General features: G+C 67.7%; 11 protein-coding genes, 1 tRNA gene and 3 pseudogenes. 11 read left to right on the top strand and 4 right to left on the bottom strand.

What is annotated here, in order from left to right:
* The first annotated feature begins 86 nt into the window (after window positions 1–86).
* The 4 genes and pseudogenes from BN4346_RS43925 to BN4346_RS43940 all read left to right on the top strand — a co-directional run bounded on the left by BN4346_RS43925 (window position 87) and on the right by BN4346_RS43940 (window position 3,811).
* The gene (locus BN4346_RS43925) at window positions 87–1,298 is read left to right on the top strand and encodes a PPE family protein, SVP subgroup (protein WP_067976532.1); all 1,212 of its coding nucleotides are present in this window, start codon (window positions 87–89) and stop codon (window positions 1,296–1,298) included.
* A 27-nt stretch (window positions 1,299–1,325) separates the two neighbouring features.
* Window positions 1,326–2,030: pseudogene (locus BN4346_RS43930) on the top strand (response regulator transcription factor); the annotation flags it as partial.
* Window positions 2,022–2,309 (top strand): annotated as a pseudogene (locus BN4346_RS50105) (winged helix-turn-helix domain-containing protein); the annotation flags it as partial. The pseudogenes BN4346_RS43930 and BN4346_RS50105, both read left to right, overlap by 9 nt.
* Complete coding sequence (locus BN4346_RS43940) at window positions 2,306–3,811, top strand: sensor histidine kinase (RefSeq protein WP_067976683.1); 1,506 nt, start codon at window positions 2,306–2,308, stop codon at window positions 3,809–3,811. The pseudogene BN4346_RS50105 and the gene BN4346_RS43940, both read left to right, overlap by 4 nt.
* Here BN4346_RS43940 and BN4346_RS43945 read toward each other — a convergent pair.
* On the bottom strand, window positions 3,752–5,050 hold the full coding sequence (locus tag BN4346_RS43945) for a TQXA domain-containing protein (protein WP_078058832.1): 1,299 nt from the start codon (window positions 5,048–5,050) through the stop codon (window positions 3,752–3,754). The genes BN4346_RS43940 and BN4346_RS43945 overlap by 60 nt on opposite strands.
* 288 nt (window positions 5,051–5,338) lie before the next feature.
* Here BN4346_RS43945 and BN4346_RS43950 point away from each other — a divergent pair, with 288 nt between their 5' ends.
* Genes BN4346_RS43950 through epsC form a run of 4 tightly spaced genes read left to right on the top strand, consistent with a single transcriptional unit; the run spans window position 5,339 to window position 9,301 of the window.
* Complete coding sequence (locus BN4346_RS43950) at window positions 5,339–6,157, top strand: hypothetical protein (protein WP_067976533.1); 819 nt, start codon at window positions 5,339–5,341, stop codon at window positions 6,155–6,157.
* Window positions 6,144–7,772, top strand: a complete 1,629-nt coding sequence (locus BN4346_RS43955) for a family 2A encapsulin nanocompartment cargo protein cysteine desulfurase (protein ID WP_067976535.1) — start codon at window positions 6,144–6,146, stop codon at window positions 7,770–7,772. Before BN4346_RS43950 ends, BN4346_RS43955 begins: the two co-directional genes overlap by 14 nt.
* Window positions 7,773–8,708, top strand: coding sequence for a cysteine synthase A (gene cysK / locus BN4346_RS43960; RefSeq protein WP_067976537.1), 936 nt, complete (start codon window positions 7,773–7,775; stop codon window positions 8,706–8,708). It begins immediately after the preceding gene.
* An 8-nt stretch (window positions 8,709–8,716) separates the two neighbouring features.
* A complete protein-coding gene (gene epsC / locus BN4346_RS43965) occupies window positions 8,717–9,301 on the top strand; it encodes a serine O-acetyltransferase EpsC (protein ID WP_067976685.1) in 585 nt (194 codons plus the stop codon).
* Window positions 9,302–9,307: 6 nt separating this feature from the next.
* Here epsC and BN4346_RS43970 read toward each other — a convergent pair.
* A pseudogene (locus BN4346_RS43970) lies at window positions 9,308–10,069 on the bottom strand (class I SAM-dependent methyltransferase); the annotation flags it as partial.
* 275 nt (window positions 10,070–10,344) lie between these two features.
* On the opposite strand from BN4346_RS43970, the gene BN4346_RS43975 reads away from it, so the two are divergent.
* Together BN4346_RS43975 and BN4346_RS43980 are read left to right on the top strand one after the other, a co-directional pair.
* A complete protein-coding gene (locus BN4346_RS43975; RefSeq protein WP_067976687.1) occupies window positions 10,345–11,046 on the top strand; it encodes a hypothetical protein in 702 nt (233 codons plus the stop codon).
* Complete coding sequence (locus BN4346_RS43980) at window positions 11,043–11,810, top strand: hypothetical protein (protein ID WP_235653785.1); 768 nt, start codon at window positions 11,043–11,045, stop codon at window positions 11,808–11,810. The genes BN4346_RS43975 and BN4346_RS43980 overlap by 4 nt, the downstream gene beginning before the upstream one ends.
* A 162-nt stretch (window positions 11,811–11,972) precedes the next feature.
* Here the strand turns inward: BN4346_RS43980 and BN4346_RS43985 are convergent.
* Together BN4346_RS43985 and BN4346_RS43990 are read right to left on the bottom strand one after the other, a co-directional pair.
* Window positions 11,973–12,048 (bottom strand) — tRNA-Thr (locus BN4346_RS43985).
* 29 nt (window positions 12,049–12,077) lie between these two features.
* On the bottom strand, window positions 12,078–13,304 hold the full coding sequence (locus tag BN4346_RS43990) for a DNA polymerase III subunit delta' (RefSeq protein ID WP_208863308.1): 1,227 nt from the start codon (window positions 13,302–13,304) through the stop codon (window positions 12,078–12,080).
* A 30-nt stretch (window positions 13,305–13,334) separates the two neighbouring features.
* On the opposite strand from BN4346_RS43990, the gene BN4346_RS43995 reads away from it, so the two are divergent.
* Window positions 13,335–15,014: an adenylate/guanylate cyclase domain-containing protein gene (locus BN4346_RS43995; protein WP_096867735.1), complete on the top strand. Its 1,680-nt coding sequence runs from the start codon at window positions 13,335–13,337 to the stop codon at window positions 15,012–15,014.
* Window position 15,015: the final 1 nt, after the last annotated feature.

Genomic DNA, 15,015 nt, shown 5'->3' on the forward strand with positions numbered 1-15,015 from the left:
TGTGTTTCGTATGAGTCATCGCTGCCGAGTTGCCCGGTCGTAGCGGCCCTAAATAGCGTCAAATATCGGCGATCGAGGAGTGGCCGATGAATTTTGCAGCGCTGCCACCTGAAGTCAACTCTGGCCTGATGTACACCGGAGCGGGCTCAGGCCCCATCCGCGCCGCCGCCACCGCCTGGAAAACCATGGCCGCCGAACTCGAAACAGCCGCCAACAACTACCGAACCGTCATCACCGCACTCACCCAAAGCTGGCAAGGCCCCTCCGCAACAGCCATGGCCGCCGCCGCCACCCCCTACACCACCTGGATGGCCACCACCGCCACCAAAGCCAGCCACGCCGGCACCCAAGCCGCCGCCGCCGCGGTCGCCTACGAAACCGCCTACGCCATGACCGTGCCCCCAGCCGTCATCGCCGCCAACCGCACCCAACTGGCCACCCTGATCGCCACCAACTTCCTGGGCACCAACACCGCAGCCATCGCCGCCACCGAAGCCCACTACAGCGAAATGTGGGCCCAAGACGCCACCGCCATGTACACCTACGCCACCAACGCCGCAGCAGCCACCCAACTGTCCACCTTCACCACACCCGCACCCAATACCGCCGCCGACAGCGGCGACGGCTCGGTGTCGCCCGGCCTGCTGTTCGATATGGTCAGCGCGGTCTTCGAGGTGGGCAGCGTCGGGCCCTTCGGGGCCATCGGACTGGGCGGCGCGTTCGGCGGCCTGGCGATCACCCTGGGAGAACTCGCCCTTCCCGAAGGAGCCGAGCTGGGGGCGCTGGGTCTGATCGGTGAAACCGCACCCGCCCTAGGCGGTTTGGTCCCGACGGCCAGCCTGGCGGGAACCGGCACGGCGTGGGCCAGCACCGGCAAGGCGATACCGATGGGCGGCATGTCGGTGCCGCGGGCCTGGGCCGCGGCCGCGCCGTCGACGCTGCGCGAAGCCACCTTGGCGTCAGCACAATCCGGTACTGCCGCCGCGGCAGCGGGGCCGATGGCGGCCGCGGCCAAGCTCCCGTACTCCCAGATGGCCGTGGCCGGCGCGGCCGGGGGCGCCTTGACCAACTCAGCCGGCACGCAACGCCGTTCCCCGGCAGCCACCGGGCTCCATCTCACCGCAGCGCCCAAGCGGGAGCCCGATGCTCCGGACACCTCGGTACGGGTCGACAAAGCCGACAAGTCGAAAACCATCGGTGTCGTCGCCGAGCTACGCGCGCTGGTCGAATTGCGGGACTCGGGCATTCTGACGCCGGAGAAATTCACCCAGCGGAAGCAACGTCTGCTCGGCGAATGACCACGACTCGGTGGAAAATGGCGACCGATGGCGGGTAATAGGGACGGTCAACCTCCGCGCAAGGCGATCCTCGGGCAGCTCCCGCGGATCTATCGCCCCGACGGATCACCGATTCGGGTGCTATTGGTTGACGACGAGCCGGCGCTGACCAACCTGGTGACCATGGCGCTGCATTACGAGGGGTGGGTGGTCGACGTCGCCCATAACGGACGCGATGCCGTCGCCAAATTCCACGGCGGGACGCCCGATCTGCTGGTTCTCGACATCATGCTGCCCGATATCGATGGGCTGCGGATTCTGCAGCGGGTCCGCGAATCCGACCCCTACACGCCGACACTGTTTCTCACCGCCCGCGACTCGGTGACCGACCGGGTGACCGGATTGACCTCGGGCGCCGACGATTACATGACCAAGCCGTTCAGCCTGGAAGAGTTGGTGGCCCGGCTGCGGGGACTGCTGCGCCGGTCGAATCAGCTGACCCCACCGGTGAACGAGGTTCTGACCGTCGGCGACCTGACGTTGGACGGCGCCAGCCGCCAGGTCACCCGGGGCGGCGCCGCGATCGCACTGACCACCACCGAGTTCGAGCTGCTGCGCTTTTTGATGCGCAACCAGGGGCGGGCGCTCAGCCGTGCGGAGATCTTGGACCGGGTCTGGAACTACGACTTCGCCGGCCGCACCAGCATCGTCGACNTCCAGGCTGAACGGCTTGGTCATGTAATCGTCGGCGACCTGACGTTGGACGGCGCCAGCCGCCAGGTCACCCGGGGCGGCGCCGCGATCGCACTGACCACCACCGAGTTCGAGCTGCTGCGCTTTTTGATGCGCAACCAGGGGCGGGCGCTCAGCCGTGCGGAGATCTTGGACCGGGTCTGGAACTACGACTTCGCCGGCCGCACCAGCATCGTCGACCTCTACATCTCCTACCTGCGCAAGAAGGTCGACGCCGACCGGGCGCCGATGATCCACACCGTGCGCGGGGTGGGATACATGTGCAAGCCTGGCGAATGACCTCCACCCCCAAGCCGCCTCGGTGGCGTCCGCGCGGTCTACGCCGGCAGTTGGTGCTGGGGGTATCGGCCGTCGTCACCGCGGTGTTCGTGGCGGTGGGCACGGTGTCAGTGCTGAGCCTGCGCACCTACGTCATCGCCACGATCGACGCCGACCTCTACGAGTCGCTGAACGCCTTCAGCCATTACTTCGCCGACTACCGCCACGTCGACAACGTGGTGGGGCCCGACGGCCAGTCGAACATCGGCACGGCCATGCTCAGTTTCAGCGATCAGACCCCGGGCAACGTACTCGCGGTGCTGCGCAACGGCGTGGTGATCGGGGCAGTGGTGTTCACCAAGCGAGACCCGTATCCCGCACCCGCCGACGTGGTGGCCACCATCGCCGAAAGGCACTGGACCAGTGGTCCGCCGCAGACGGTGGAGTTGGGCAGCTTGGGCGCCTATCGGGTGAGCACCCGGGTGGTCGACGACGACCTGTTGTTCATCGGCGGATCGATGCACCTGGCGAACCGTGCTGTCGATCGCCGAATGGCGGCTGCCTCAGCGCTTTACACGTTGGCGCTGCTGGTGACGGCCGGGTTGACCATCACCGTCGTCAGCTACGCGTTGCGGCCACTGCGTCGGGTGGCGGCGACTGCGGCGTCGGTGGCCGCGATGCCGCTGGCCGAGGGCGACGAACGCATCACCGTCCGGGTGGCCCCCGGCGACGTCGACCCGGGCAACGAGGTGGGAATCGTGGCCGGTGCCCTGAATCGGTTGCTGGACAACGTCGACAGCGCACTTGCCTACCGCAGTGACGCCGACCGGCGGATGCGGCAGTTCATCACCGACGCCAGCCACGAACTGCGTACACCGCTCGCGGCGATCCAGGGTTACGCCGAACTGACGCGGCAGGACAGCGCGGCCCTGCCACCGACCACCGAGTACGCGCTGGCCCGTATCGAGTCCGAGGCTCAGCGGATGGCCTCGCTGGTGGACGAGCTGTTGTTGCTGTCGCGGCTCGGGGAAGGCCAGGACCTGCAGCTCGAAGACGTTGACCTGGCTGACCTGGTGCTCGACGCGGTCAACGACGCGGCCGCGGCCGCACCGAGTCACCACTGGATCAAAGACCTGCCCGATGCCCCGGTGTGGGTTCGCGGCGATCGCGCGCGGCTGCACCAAGTCGTCACCAACCTGTTGAAGAACGCCTGGGTGCACACGCCGCCCGGGGTGACGGTGACGACGGCCATCGGTGCGGACCACGACGGAATCGGTGGGCCGACCGCGGAGTTGACGGTGGCCAACGACGGACCCGGTATCGACGCCGATCTCCTGCCGCACCTTTTCGAGCGGTTCGTCCGGGCGGACAAGGCCCGCTCCGGCGAAGTGGGCAGCACCGGGCTGGGGTTGGCTATCGTCTCCTCGATCGTCGGCGCGCACCGCGGCTCGGTGAGTGTGGAGTCAACCGAAGGCTGGACGGTGTTTCGGGTGCGACTGCCGCTGGCGAATCCGTCGGCGTGACCAGGTGAGGTCGAAATCGACGACCAGCGCGGCCGGAACCGCCAGCGCCACCGGGGTGAACGTCGGCGAGTCCTGGTCTCCGGCGATGCCGGTGAGGACCCGGCCGCCGTAGCCGTCTTCGGTGCCGGGCACCGTGACGCGCACCCGAGCCGACATCGCCCCCGGCCTCGGACGCAGGTAGAAGGCGCCGCCCGGCTCCACCGGGCCGGTCAACGCGTTCCCGTCGGCGTCCAGCAACACCGCACCCTCGGCGCTCAGCGCGGCGGAGTCTGCAACGGACAGGCGCAGCGGCCCCACCAGACCGTCGGCCACGGTGGCCGCCGACACGTCCAACCCGGGTGTGGTGCTGCGCGCCCGTGCCGCACCGGCCAGCAGGTACCGGTAGAGGGCCACGATGCGGTCGGCGTTGCGATAGGTGCTGGTGCCGTCGAGCCAGAAATCGACGTCGCCGAGGGTGGCCCCCGCCCCGGTCACCGCCAGGCGGTAGAACCGGTGGCCCCCGACGGTGGCACCCACGCCAAGCGCCTTGCGATGAGCGCCGTCGGCCTCAATGGCCAGCCGTGACGAGGGCACCTCCCGCCAGGTACGGCCGTCGTCGGACTTGTGCAGGGTCACCGTCACCGGCTGCGCGGCGACCAGTTCCAGGGTGTAGCCGCCCAACTCAAGGGCCTCGTCGAACTCAACCGTCACCCCGTCGGCGTCGCGCCGCACCCGGGCCGGCTCGGTGCGGGCACGGGTGTCCAGCTCCAGACCGTTGGTCAACCGCCAGATCGCGGCCTGGGTGGCGGCTATCGCCTCGTGCTCGGTGATGTTGCCGTGGCCCAGCCGGTGGCCGGCCTCCCGAAGCCGACGGCTCAATTCGACGGTGGTCAGCCGCGGGACCGAGTTGCGCAGGATCCAGTCGACCTGAACTTCGCGGGGGTCGCGGGTGCCCTGTCCGGGGCTGTGCAGGTTCGGAACCGCAGACCAGGTGTCGATCCGGTACGCCGACGGCCGAGTGGGCGCGATGCCGTGAAAGTCCAGCGAGTACGCCGCGATGCCGGGATTCAGGCGAATCAGATCGGTGCGCGCGCTCGTTCCGTCGGTGAACACGATCCTGTCGACGGTGTGCGAATAGGTGCCGCCGTGATAGCGGGTCATTCGGTCGATGTCGACGGCCGGGCGGGGTTGCACCCTGCGACGGACGGTCACCGTGGGCTCGGTGTCGAGACGAGGAAAAACGGAGGTTGAAACGGTCATGCCGAGTCGACTTTCTGGTCTGAAGCGCGCACGGCAGCACCTCGCCAAGCAAAGGGGGCGGGCTGCGACGCTAAGGAATCAGGGCGTCAGAGAATCAACAACAACAACACGCGGCAAGGCAGCACAAAGCGTGCGGCTGTGGCAGCGTGATGTTCGACATGCACATACCCTACGACATGCACCGCAGCGGCGCGAACTGCGAGGGATTCAATTCGCCCTGAGCGCAACTGGTGGGCAAACCCGGACGATAGTCCATGATTGGCGCCGGCACTCATCAGGAGGAAAGTAATGACGTCCGCTCAGAACGAATCTCAGGCGCTCGGAGACCTCGCCGCACGGCAACTCGCGAATGCGACCAAGACTGTCCCGCAGCTGGCCACCATCACGCCGCGCTGGCTGCTGCACCTGTTGAACTGGGTCCCGGTCGAAGCCGGTATCTACCGGGTCAACCGGGTGGTCAACCCCGGCCAGGTCGCCATCGCGGCTGAGCAGGGCGCCGGTTCAGAGGAGCCGCTGCCGCAGACGTTCGTGGACTACGAGACCAGTCCGCGGGAGTACACCCTGCGGTCGATCTCGACACTGCTTGATGTGCACACCCGGGTCTCCGACCTGTACTCCAGCCCGCACGACCAGGTCGCACAGCAGCTGCGCCTGACCATCGAGACCATCAAGGAACGCCAGGAGTTCGAGCTGGTCAACAACCCGGAGTACGGCCTGTTGGCGCAGGTCACCCCGGAGGTGGCCGCCTTCGGCCGTGAAGCCACCCGCCGCGGCGTGCCGCCGGTGGTGGTGAACCTGTTCGGCGCCCAGTTCATCACCTGGCGCGGCATCCCGATCGTGCCCAGCGACAAGGTTCCGGTGGAGGACTCCAAGACCAAGATCCTGCTGGTGCGCACCGGCGAGGAGCGCCAAGGCGTCGTCGGGTTGTTCCAGCCCGGCCTGGTCGGCGAGCAGGCGCCGGGCCTGTCGGTGCGGTTCACCGGCATCAACCGGTCGGCGATCGCGTCCTACCTGGTCACGCTGTACAACTCGTTGGCCGTGCTCACCGACGATGCGCTCGCTGTGCTCGACGATGTCTCGGTGGACCGTTTCCATGAGTACAAGTGATCCGGGGCCGGTAAACCTGCCGTTCAGCGCCGCTGAGCTGGAGGTTTTGGCTAACCAGCTGTATGCCGCCCGGCCCGGACCGGATTCCCCGCCGCAGACCACCGCGGTGGCACCGCGCGGCGGTGCGCCCGACCCGTCCGGGCTGCTGCCGCCGGGGGTAGCCGACCTGTCGGCGTTCGCGGTGCCGAGCGGGATCGTGCCGACCGTGCCCGGGGTGCTGGCCGGTTCCCCGGCCGGGGCTGTCCCGGTTGCCCCGCGTGGGTCGGCCCCCGGCTGGCCGGGCGGCGCCCCCACGGTTCCGCAGCTGGATTGGCACGACGCCCCCGCGCCGGCGGTGGGCGGCGACGAGGCGAACTACGCCTTCTTGTCCCATCGGGTGCCGGCGGCCGACCCGGCTCCGACGGTGCCGGACTCGTATGAGGTTTTCGACGTCAACGCGGTGCGCGCTGACTTTCCGATCCTGCGCGAGACCGTCAACGGCAAGCCGTTGATCTGGTTCGACAATGCCGCCACTACGCAGAAGCCGCAGGCCGTGATCGACCGACTGTCGTACTTCTACGCCCACGAGAACTCCAACATCCACCGGGCCGCACACGAACTCGCGGCCCGCGCCACCGATGCCTATGAGGACGCCCGCGACACCGTGCGGCGGTTCCTGGGGGCACCGCGCAGCGAGGACATCGTCATCAACCTGGTTGCGTACGCTTGGGGCGGCAAGCATCTGGGGCCCGGCGACGAGATCGTCATCACCCATCTGGAGCACCACGCGAATATCGTTCCGTGGCAATTGATCGCGAAGAAGACCGGTGCGATTCTGCGGGTGGCACCGGTGGACAACGCCGGCAATCTGCTGCTGGGCGAGTTCGAGGACCTGTTGAGTCCGCGGACCAAACTGGTTGCGGCCACCCATGTCTCCAACGCACTGGGCACCGTTACCCCGGTGCACGACATCGTCGAACTCGGACACCGCTACGGCGCGCGGGTGCTGATCGACGGGGCACAGTCGATCCCGCACATTCCCATCGACGTGCAATCGCTGGGCGCGGACTTCTTCGCGTTCTCCGGACACAAGATCTTCGGTCCCACCGGGATCGGAGCGCTCTACGGCACCGCCGAGGCGCTGGCCGAGACGCCACCGTGGCAGGGTGGAGGCAACATGATTGCCGACGTCACCCTGGAACGCTCGCTCTATCAAGAACCGCCCAACAAGTTCGAGGCGGGCACCGGAAACATCGCCGACGCGGTCGGCCTGGGCGAAGCCCTGCGCTATGTCGAGCGCGTGGGCATCGAACGCATCGCCGCCTACGAACACGCCCTGCTGGAGTACGCCACACCACGCCTGGCCGAGATCCCCGGGGTGCGGATCGTCGGCACCGCTGACGAGAAGGCCAGTGTGTTGTCGTTCGTGCTGGCCGGCCACGACCCGGTAGAAGTGGGCAAGGCGCTCAACTCCGAGGGCATCGCGGTGCGCGCCGGTCACCACTGCGCGCAACCGATCCTGCGCCGCTACGGCCTGGAGGCCACCGTGCGACCGTCGTTCGCGTTCTACAACACTTTCGAAGAGATCGACGTCTTCATCAAGGCCGTACGGCGCATCGCCGAAGGGAGCGCATAGGTGGGCAGGATCTACGACAACGTCACCGAGCTGATCGGTCATACCCCGCTGGTGCGACTCAACCGGCTGACCGAAGGCTTGGGCGCCCAGGTGGTGGCCAAACTCGAGTTCTACAACCCCGCCAACAGCGTCAAGGACCGGATCGGTGTCGCGATCATCGACGCCGCCGAGAAATCCGGCCAGCTGCGCCCCGGCGGCACCATCGTCGAGGCCACCAGCGGTAACACCGGCATCGCCCTGGCCATGGTCGGCGCCGCCCGCGGCTACAAGGTAATCCTGACCATGCCGGACACCATGTCCACCGAGCGCCGGGTGATGCTGCGCGCCTACGGCGCCGAGATCGTGCTGACTCCCGGCTCCGAGGGCATGGCCGGCGCGGTGGCCAAGGCGAAACAGATCGTCGCCGACACCCACAACGCTTTGTCCGCAGACCAATTCGCCAACCCGGCCAACCCGGCCATCCACGAACGGACGACCGGCGAAGAGATCTGGAAGGACACCGGCGGCGCCGTCGACCTCTTCGTCGCCGGGATCGGCACCGGCGGCACGCTGACCGGCGTCTCGCACACCCTGCGGGCCCACAAGCCCGAAGTCCAGATCGTCGGCGTGGAACCCAAGGACTCCGCGATCCTGCACGGCGCCGACCCCGGTCCGCACAAGATCCAGGGCCTGGGAGCCAACTTCGTCCCCGAAGTGCTCGACCGCGACTGTTACGACGAGATCATCGACGCGCAGTTCGACGACGCCATCCGAGTGGCACGTGCGCTGGGCACCGAGGAGGGGATCCTCGGCGGAATCTCGGCCGGTGCCAACGTGTGGGCCGCCCTTGAGCTCGCCAAGCGCCCGGAGAACGCCGGGAAGCTGATCGTGGTGGTGGTTCCCGACTTCGGCGAGCGCTACATCTCGACGCCGCTGTTCGAACACATTCGCCAGTGATCGCCCTCATGAGCGTGTGGACGGCGCTGCGCGAGGACCTGCGCAACGCGCGCGACCATGACCCGGCCGCGCGCGGCGACTTCGAGAACGCGCTGGTCTATTCCGGCCTGCACGCGATCTGGTCGCATCGCCTTGCGCACCGGCTGTGGGCCAGACCGGCACTGCGCGGGGTAGCCCGAATCTTGGCTCAGGCCACCCGGTTCGCCACCGGTATCGAAATCCATCCGGGCGCGATCATCGGGCGGCGGTTCTTCATCGACCACGGCATGGGCGTGGTGATCGGTGAGACCGCCGAGATCGGCGATGACGTCATGGTCTACCACGGTGTCACCCTCGGCGGGCGCTCGCTGAGTCACGGCAAGCGTCACCCGACCATCGGCAACGGTGTCACGGTGGGCGCCGGCGCGAAGGTCCTCGGCCCGATCACCATTGGCGACGGCAGCGCGATCGGCGCCAATGCCGTTGTCACCCAGGATGTTCCGGCGGATTGCATCGCCACCGGAATTCCCGCTGCGGTGCGACACCGCACCGAGAAGCAGCGCGAGCCGCTGGTGGACCCGACCAGTTACATCGACCCGGCGATGTACATCTGAGGCCTGTCAGGGCATGGGTTCGGCGGCGATCACGTAGTCGTGGCCGTGTCTGAGGCCACCTTCGCGGGCGAGGATGAGCATCGCTCGAATCCGCAGTTCTTCGACATACTGGAGCATCCCGCTGCCGAGTGCCGCGGACCCGAAGCGTTGAAGTCGCCCGCGGCACATCTCGAGCTGGCGGTTGATATGCCGCGTGCCGTAGCGAATCGGGAACCGCCGGCTCTCCACGATCTGGAACCCAGCTCGTTCGAGCTGCCGCAGCATCCATTCAAGGGGATATTCCCGGTAGGGCCGTTCACCGGCCAGCAGTAGACACGCATCGCGGACCCGACCGATTTCCCAAATGATGCGGCCGCTTTCGGTGGTGGGCTGGTACTGAACATAGGGTTCGAGCCCGGTGACATAGAGTCGGCCGTGTTCGGCGACCAAGGGGCGCAGCCTTTCGAACACTCGGTCCTGCCAGTACGGGGCAAAGCCCTCGATTGCGCCGACGAGATAGTCGACCAGCACGGTGTCGAATGTTTCGCCGGCGAGCAGGCTGTCATCGATCCAGTTGCCGACCAGCAGCCGGTCTTGTGGCCGAATTCCGTCGCCCAGCGCCGCACGGGTCTCGTCGGCCATGCTGGGTGCGGCGGTGATCGCCGTCCAACGATCGGTCGGCAGCGCCTGGATCCATTGCAGGGATTTCACCCCAGCGCCGGAATCCAACATGGCACCCCATTCTCGATCGCCGTGCAGGGTCTCCACGTGACGAAAGAGTGCTGAGACGGTGGGTTTGGCGTTGTTGGGCAACAAGATTGCTCACTTCATCGGCGCGGTCTGGTGCGACTAGACTAGCCGCTTATTGAAAATCATTGCTATTAGCGGGGGCGAGGTCAGACACGGCATCGACCGCTCCGGCTCCACCGTCTGCATGGTCGACACCATTCATGATGACCCGACCGTCAATTGAGACCTGCGGCAGCTGCAGCCATGCGACGCCAGTTTTCCGAGCTTGAACTGCCACTATTGACTTAATAGGTCTTTTGAAAGACCATATGCGCATGGCAGAGATGACTGCCGCTGACGCCGCCGCGCAGCTGGAGGTAAGCGAACGCCAGGTGGCAAGGCTGGCGCGTCAGAAGGTGCTGACGGTGAGTCGGGTCGTCGGGCGCACGCTGCTGCTCGACGCAGCCTCCGTGCACCGCCTAGCCAACAGAGTCCGGCACAACGGGCGACCGTGGACCGCTGCGACGGCCTGGGCTGCACTCGCGTTGCTGTCGGGAGAGCAGCCGCGGTGGATGGACGCCTCGGCGTTGTCCCGGTTGCGACACCGTCTGCGCGCAGCGAATCCCCGCGAGGTTGCATGGCTGGCCCGCCGCCGTGCAACGGTGCGCCAGATGCAGGGGTGGGGCAAGGACAGCGGCCTGCTGCCCACCGGTGTGAGCGCGCTGCGCGAGCCCCAGATGGCCGCACTGTTCGACCTGTCCCCGGTGGACCGTGGGTCCGATGGTTACGTCCTGGCAAGCGAATTCGACGGTCTGGTCAACAAATTCGGACTGTACGACGACCTCGAAGGAGAAGTGGTGGTGCGCATCGTCCCCGACGACGCAGGGTACACAGTGGACCGTCCGCTCCTCGCCGCTATCGCCGTGGACCTGTCGGAGTCCCTCGACACCCGGGAAGCCGCTGCGGGCGAACGGGTGCTGGGAGGATTGCTCGCGAATTTCCGCGCTGGCGACGTTAAGTCAAATCGCGTCCGATGAGCACACCTACGACTGCCGAACGCCCGGTGTGGAAGATCAGCGCCCCGCCGGGGGGATGGCCGCCACCGTGGCCGCAGGTCACCGAGATCGTGCGAACAATCCCGCACACGCAATGGACGCTGGTCGGCGGGCTGATGGTGCAGCTCCACGCCGCGCACGCGGGAGTGCGGGTGACCCGACCCACTCGCGATGTGGACATGATCCTGCACATCGAGACTGGTGCAGCGACCTTCAGCGGTGTGAGCCAAGAGCTGGAGCGCCTCGGGTACAAGTTACGGAAACCTGTCGGCAGGGGGCCGGTGCATCGATTCGCGCGCGGCCCTGATGACGCCGTTGAGATAGTTGATGTGATGGTTGCCGATCACCTGTCTCCGAAGTGGAGGCCGGAGGCACTGCGCCGCAAGGTGTTCGCTGTCCCTGGAGGAACTTCAGCGCTGCGCAAGACCGTGAACTGTGAGATCACCACAGACGAGGGCACCGTCATGCTGAGCATCCCCGATGTTCTCGGGGCACTGGTACTCAAAGGCGCTGCGTACGTCGAGGACAACCGAGACCGGGAGCGGCACCTCGACGACGCCGCAGTGCTGGCATGTGCAATGACGGATCCGATCACCGACCGCTCCCGCATGATCGGAAGCGATCGCAAGCGCATCTGCGCACTGTGGAAGGTGCTGCAAGACCTCAATCACCGGTCGTGGATCGCGACAGGGACGCACACCCGCAAAGGCCACGCTGCACTGAAGGTACTGGTAGGTGATGACTAACAGATGACGCACTCCCCGCGCTGGGCGTTGATCAGCACAACGTGGGATATCGGTGGTGAGGTCCGACGTGACCCCGACGGTCAGGGGAACCGCGTGTTTGCGTAGAGCACGCAAGAGGCGAGGTGATACACCCCACCTGACCTGCACGTATGGAGCCACGTATGGAGCCACCTAGGAGAATCGAACTCCTGACCTATTCATTACGAGTGAATTGCTCTACCGACTGAGCTAAGGTGGCGCGCCCGGCCTAAACCGGGCCGGGTCAGTCTACAGGTCGTCTCGCAGGGCCTGTCCGACGGTGGCCACCATGGCGCCGACCGCGAAGCGGGGCTTGACGTTGGCCGCCAGTGCGTCGCGGCATTCGAGCACCGCCTCAATGCAGCGCAACAGCCGATCCGGCGATGCGTGGGCAGCGATGGCCGCCACCGCATCGGTCATGTCCGGGTGATTGGGCCGGGCGACGTCGGCCGACGCCGTGGCGGCCAGCAGAGCATCGCGGAAGTAGGTGGCCAGGTCGATCAGGGCCCGATCCAGCGCATCGCGCGAGGCCCGGGTCTGGCGAGACTTCTGCCGGCGCTCCAGGTCTTTGATCACCCCGGCGGTGCCGCGCAGTGTTCCGGCGGTGCCCTTGCCGGTGCCGCCGGCCCCCAAAGCGGTACGCAGTTCCTCGGTCTCGACCTCGGCGCGTTCGGCGGTCAGATCCCGGGCCTCGGATTCGGCCGCGGCCACCAACTCGTCGACCGCGGTGAACGCCCGAGACGGGGTCGCCGCGTCGCGGGCCAGGGACAGCGCCCGCTGGCGGCGCTGGCGGGCCTCTGCATCGGTGGCCAGCCGGCGGGCCCGTCCCACGTGGCCGCCGCTGACCGCGGCCGCCCAGTCCGCGGTCTCGCGGTCGAGCCCGTCGGCCTCGATCAGCACCTGGGCGATGGCCGCCGGCGGCGGCGTCACCAGTGCCACGTGGCGGCACCGGGACCTCAGCGTGATGGCGATGTCCTCGGGATCGACCGAGGGGGCGCACAACAGGAACACCGTCGAGGGCGGCGGCTCCTCCACGACCTTCAGCAGGGCGTTGCCCGCGCCCTCGGTGAGCCGGTCGGCGTCCTCGACCACCACGATCTGCCAGCGGCCGGTGCCGGGACGCCGGGAGGCGGCCTGCACGATGGCCCGCATTTCGTCGACGCCGATGGACAGTCCCTCCGGCACCACCCGCCGCACGTCGGCGTGGGTGCCGGCCATTGTCGTGGTGCAGGCCCGGCATTGACCGCAGCCGGGTCCCCCCTCGGACTCGTCGGCCGTGCACTGCAGCGCCGCGGCAAAACACACCGCCGCGATCGACCGGCCCGAACCGGGCGGGCCGGTGATCAGCCAGGCGTGTGTCATACCGCCGGCTGTCGTGCCACTGTGTGCTGAATCACGCCGAGACGCCCGCGCGGCAGCCAGCAGGTCGGCTTCCACCGACTGCTGGCCCACCAAACGCGCGAAAACCCCGGACATCATCGGTCACAGTAGCGGCTTGACCGGACAATCAGGCTCGGGCTTTGTCGCCTCGCCCGATACGGTGTGCTGGTGAGCACTACGACCCTGGTCGGGCGGATCAACCGATTCGTCCGCTGGGTCGTGCGCACTCCCTGGCCGGTTTTCACGCTGAGCATGCTGCAGGCCGACATCATCGGGTCGCTGTTCGTGTTCGGTTTCCTGCGGTTCGGCCTGCCCGAGGAAGACCGGATCAACCTGCAGGACCTGCCGCGGCTGAACCTGGCACTGTTCGGCGTCGTGCTGCTGTGCCTGTTCGGCCTCGGCTTTTCGATCAGCACCGCACTGCTGATGCCGGTGTTCCGCTGGCAACGCCGAGAGGCGCTGCTGGCTGACGCGGACGCCCCGGACTCCGATCCCGCAGATACCGAGCTGGCGCGGTCCCGGGCGCTGCGGATGCCGTTCTACCGCTCCCTGATCAGCATCTGCTACTGGGCGGTGGGCGGGGTGGTGTTCGTCGCCCTCAGCTGGCAGGTGGTGCACGACGTGGTGCCGGTGGTGGTCACCGCCACCGCACTGGGCGCCGCCGCCACCGCGATCATCGGTTATCTGCAGTCCGAGCGGGTGCTGCGGCCGGTGGCCGTCGCGGCCCTGCGGGACGGCACCCCGGAGAAACTGCGGGCGCCCGGCGTGATCCTGCGCCAATTGCTGACCTGGCTGCTGTCGACCGGCGTCCCGGTGCTGGCGATCGTGCTGTCGGTGCTGGCCGGCAAGGCGTCGTTGCTCAACGCCTCACCGGACAAGCTCTTCACCCCGATCCTGCTGATGGCACTGGCCGCACTGGTGATCGGGCTGGCCGGCACCGTGCTGGTGTCGATGTCGATCGCCGACCCGCTGCGCCAGCTGCGCTGGGCGCTGGGCGAGGTGCAGCGCGGTAACTACAACGCGCACATGCAGATCTACGATGCCAGTGAGCTGGGCCTGCTGCAGGCCGGGTTCAACGACATGGTGCGTGACTTGGCCGAGCGGCAGCGGCTGCGCGACTTGTTCGGCCGCTACGTCGGCGAGGACGTGGCCCGGCGCGCACTGGAGCGCGGCACCGAGCTGGGTGGCCAGGAGCGCGACGTGGCGGTGCTGTTCATCGACTTGGTGGGTTCCACCCAGCTGGCCGCGACGCGACCGCCCAGCGAGGTCGTCAACGTGCTCAACGAGTTCTTCCGGGTCGTGGTCGAGGCCGTCGGACGCCACGGCGGTTTCGTCAACAAGTTCCAGGGTGACGCCGCGCTGGCCATCTTCGGGGCGCCCATCGAACACCCGGACGCCTCAAGCGCGGCCTTGGCGGCGGCCCGCGAACTGCACGACGGCCTGCTGCCGGTGCTGGGTTCCGAAGAGTTCGGCATCGGGGTGTCGGCCGGGCGGGCCATCGCCGGCCACATCGGTGCCCGGGCCCGGTTCGAATACACCGTGATCGGCGACCCGGTCAACGAGGCCGCCCGGCTGACCGAGCTGGCCAAATTGGAGGACGGCCACGTGTTGGCTTCGGCGGTGGCGGTCAGCGGCGCGGTCGACGCCGAGGCGCTGTGCTGGGAGGTCGGCGAGATCGTCGAGCTGCGCGGGCGCACCGTTCCGACTCAGTTGGCGCGGCCGCTGCATCTCGCAGCGCTGGAGGCGATCCCGGCCGAGATCCCCGAGGACGCCGAGGACGCCGAGACTGCGGTCGCAGCCGACTGAC

It is taken from the genome of Mycolicibacter icosiumassiliensis (assembly GCF_900078685.2).
GTDB lineage: Bacteria > Actinomycetota > Actinomycetes > Mycobacteriales > Mycobacteriaceae > Mycobacterium > Mycobacterium icosiumassiliensis.

What these genes read in the sequence shown, in the direction of transcription:
- BN4346_RS43990 (WP_208863308.1), bottom strand. Translation starts at nt 13,304, where the DNA reads ATGTCCGGGGTTTTCGCGCGTTTGGTGGGCCAGCAGTCGGTGGAAGCC.
- epsC (WP_067976685.1), top strand. Translation starts at nt 8,717, where the DNA reads ATGAGCGTGTGGACGGCGCTGCGCGAGGACCTGCGCAACGCGCGCGAC.
- BN4346_RS43950 (WP_067976533.1), top strand. Translation starts at nt 5,339, where the DNA reads ATGACGTCCGCTCAGAACGAATCTCAGGCGCTCGGAGACCTCGCCGCA.
- BN4346_RS43955 (WP_067976535.1), top strand. Translation starts at nt 6,144, where the DNA reads ATGAGTACAAGTGATCCGGGGCCGGTAAACCTGCCGTTCAGCGCCGCT.
- BN4346_RS43945 (WP_078058832.1), bottom strand. Translation starts at nt 5,050, where the DNA reads ATGACCGTTTCAACCTCCGTTTTTCCTCGTCTCGACACCGAGCCCACG.
- BN4346_RS43925 (WP_067976532.1), top strand. Translation starts at nt 87, where the DNA reads ATGAATTTTGCAGCGCTGCCACCTGAAGTCAACTCTGGCCTGATGTAC.
- BN4346_RS43975 (WP_067976687.1), top strand. Translation starts at nt 10,345, where the DNA reads ATGGCAGAGATGACTGCCGCTGACGCCGCCGCGCAGCTGGAGGTAAGC.
- BN4346_RS43980 (WP_235653785.1), top strand. Translation starts at nt 11,043, where the DNA reads ATGAGCACACCTACGACTGCCGAACGCCCGGTGTGGAAGATCAGCGCC.
- BN4346_RS43940 (WP_067976683.1), top strand. Translation starts at nt 2,306, where the DNA reads ATGACCTCCACCCCCAAGCCGCCTCGGTGGCGTCCGCGCGGTCTACGC.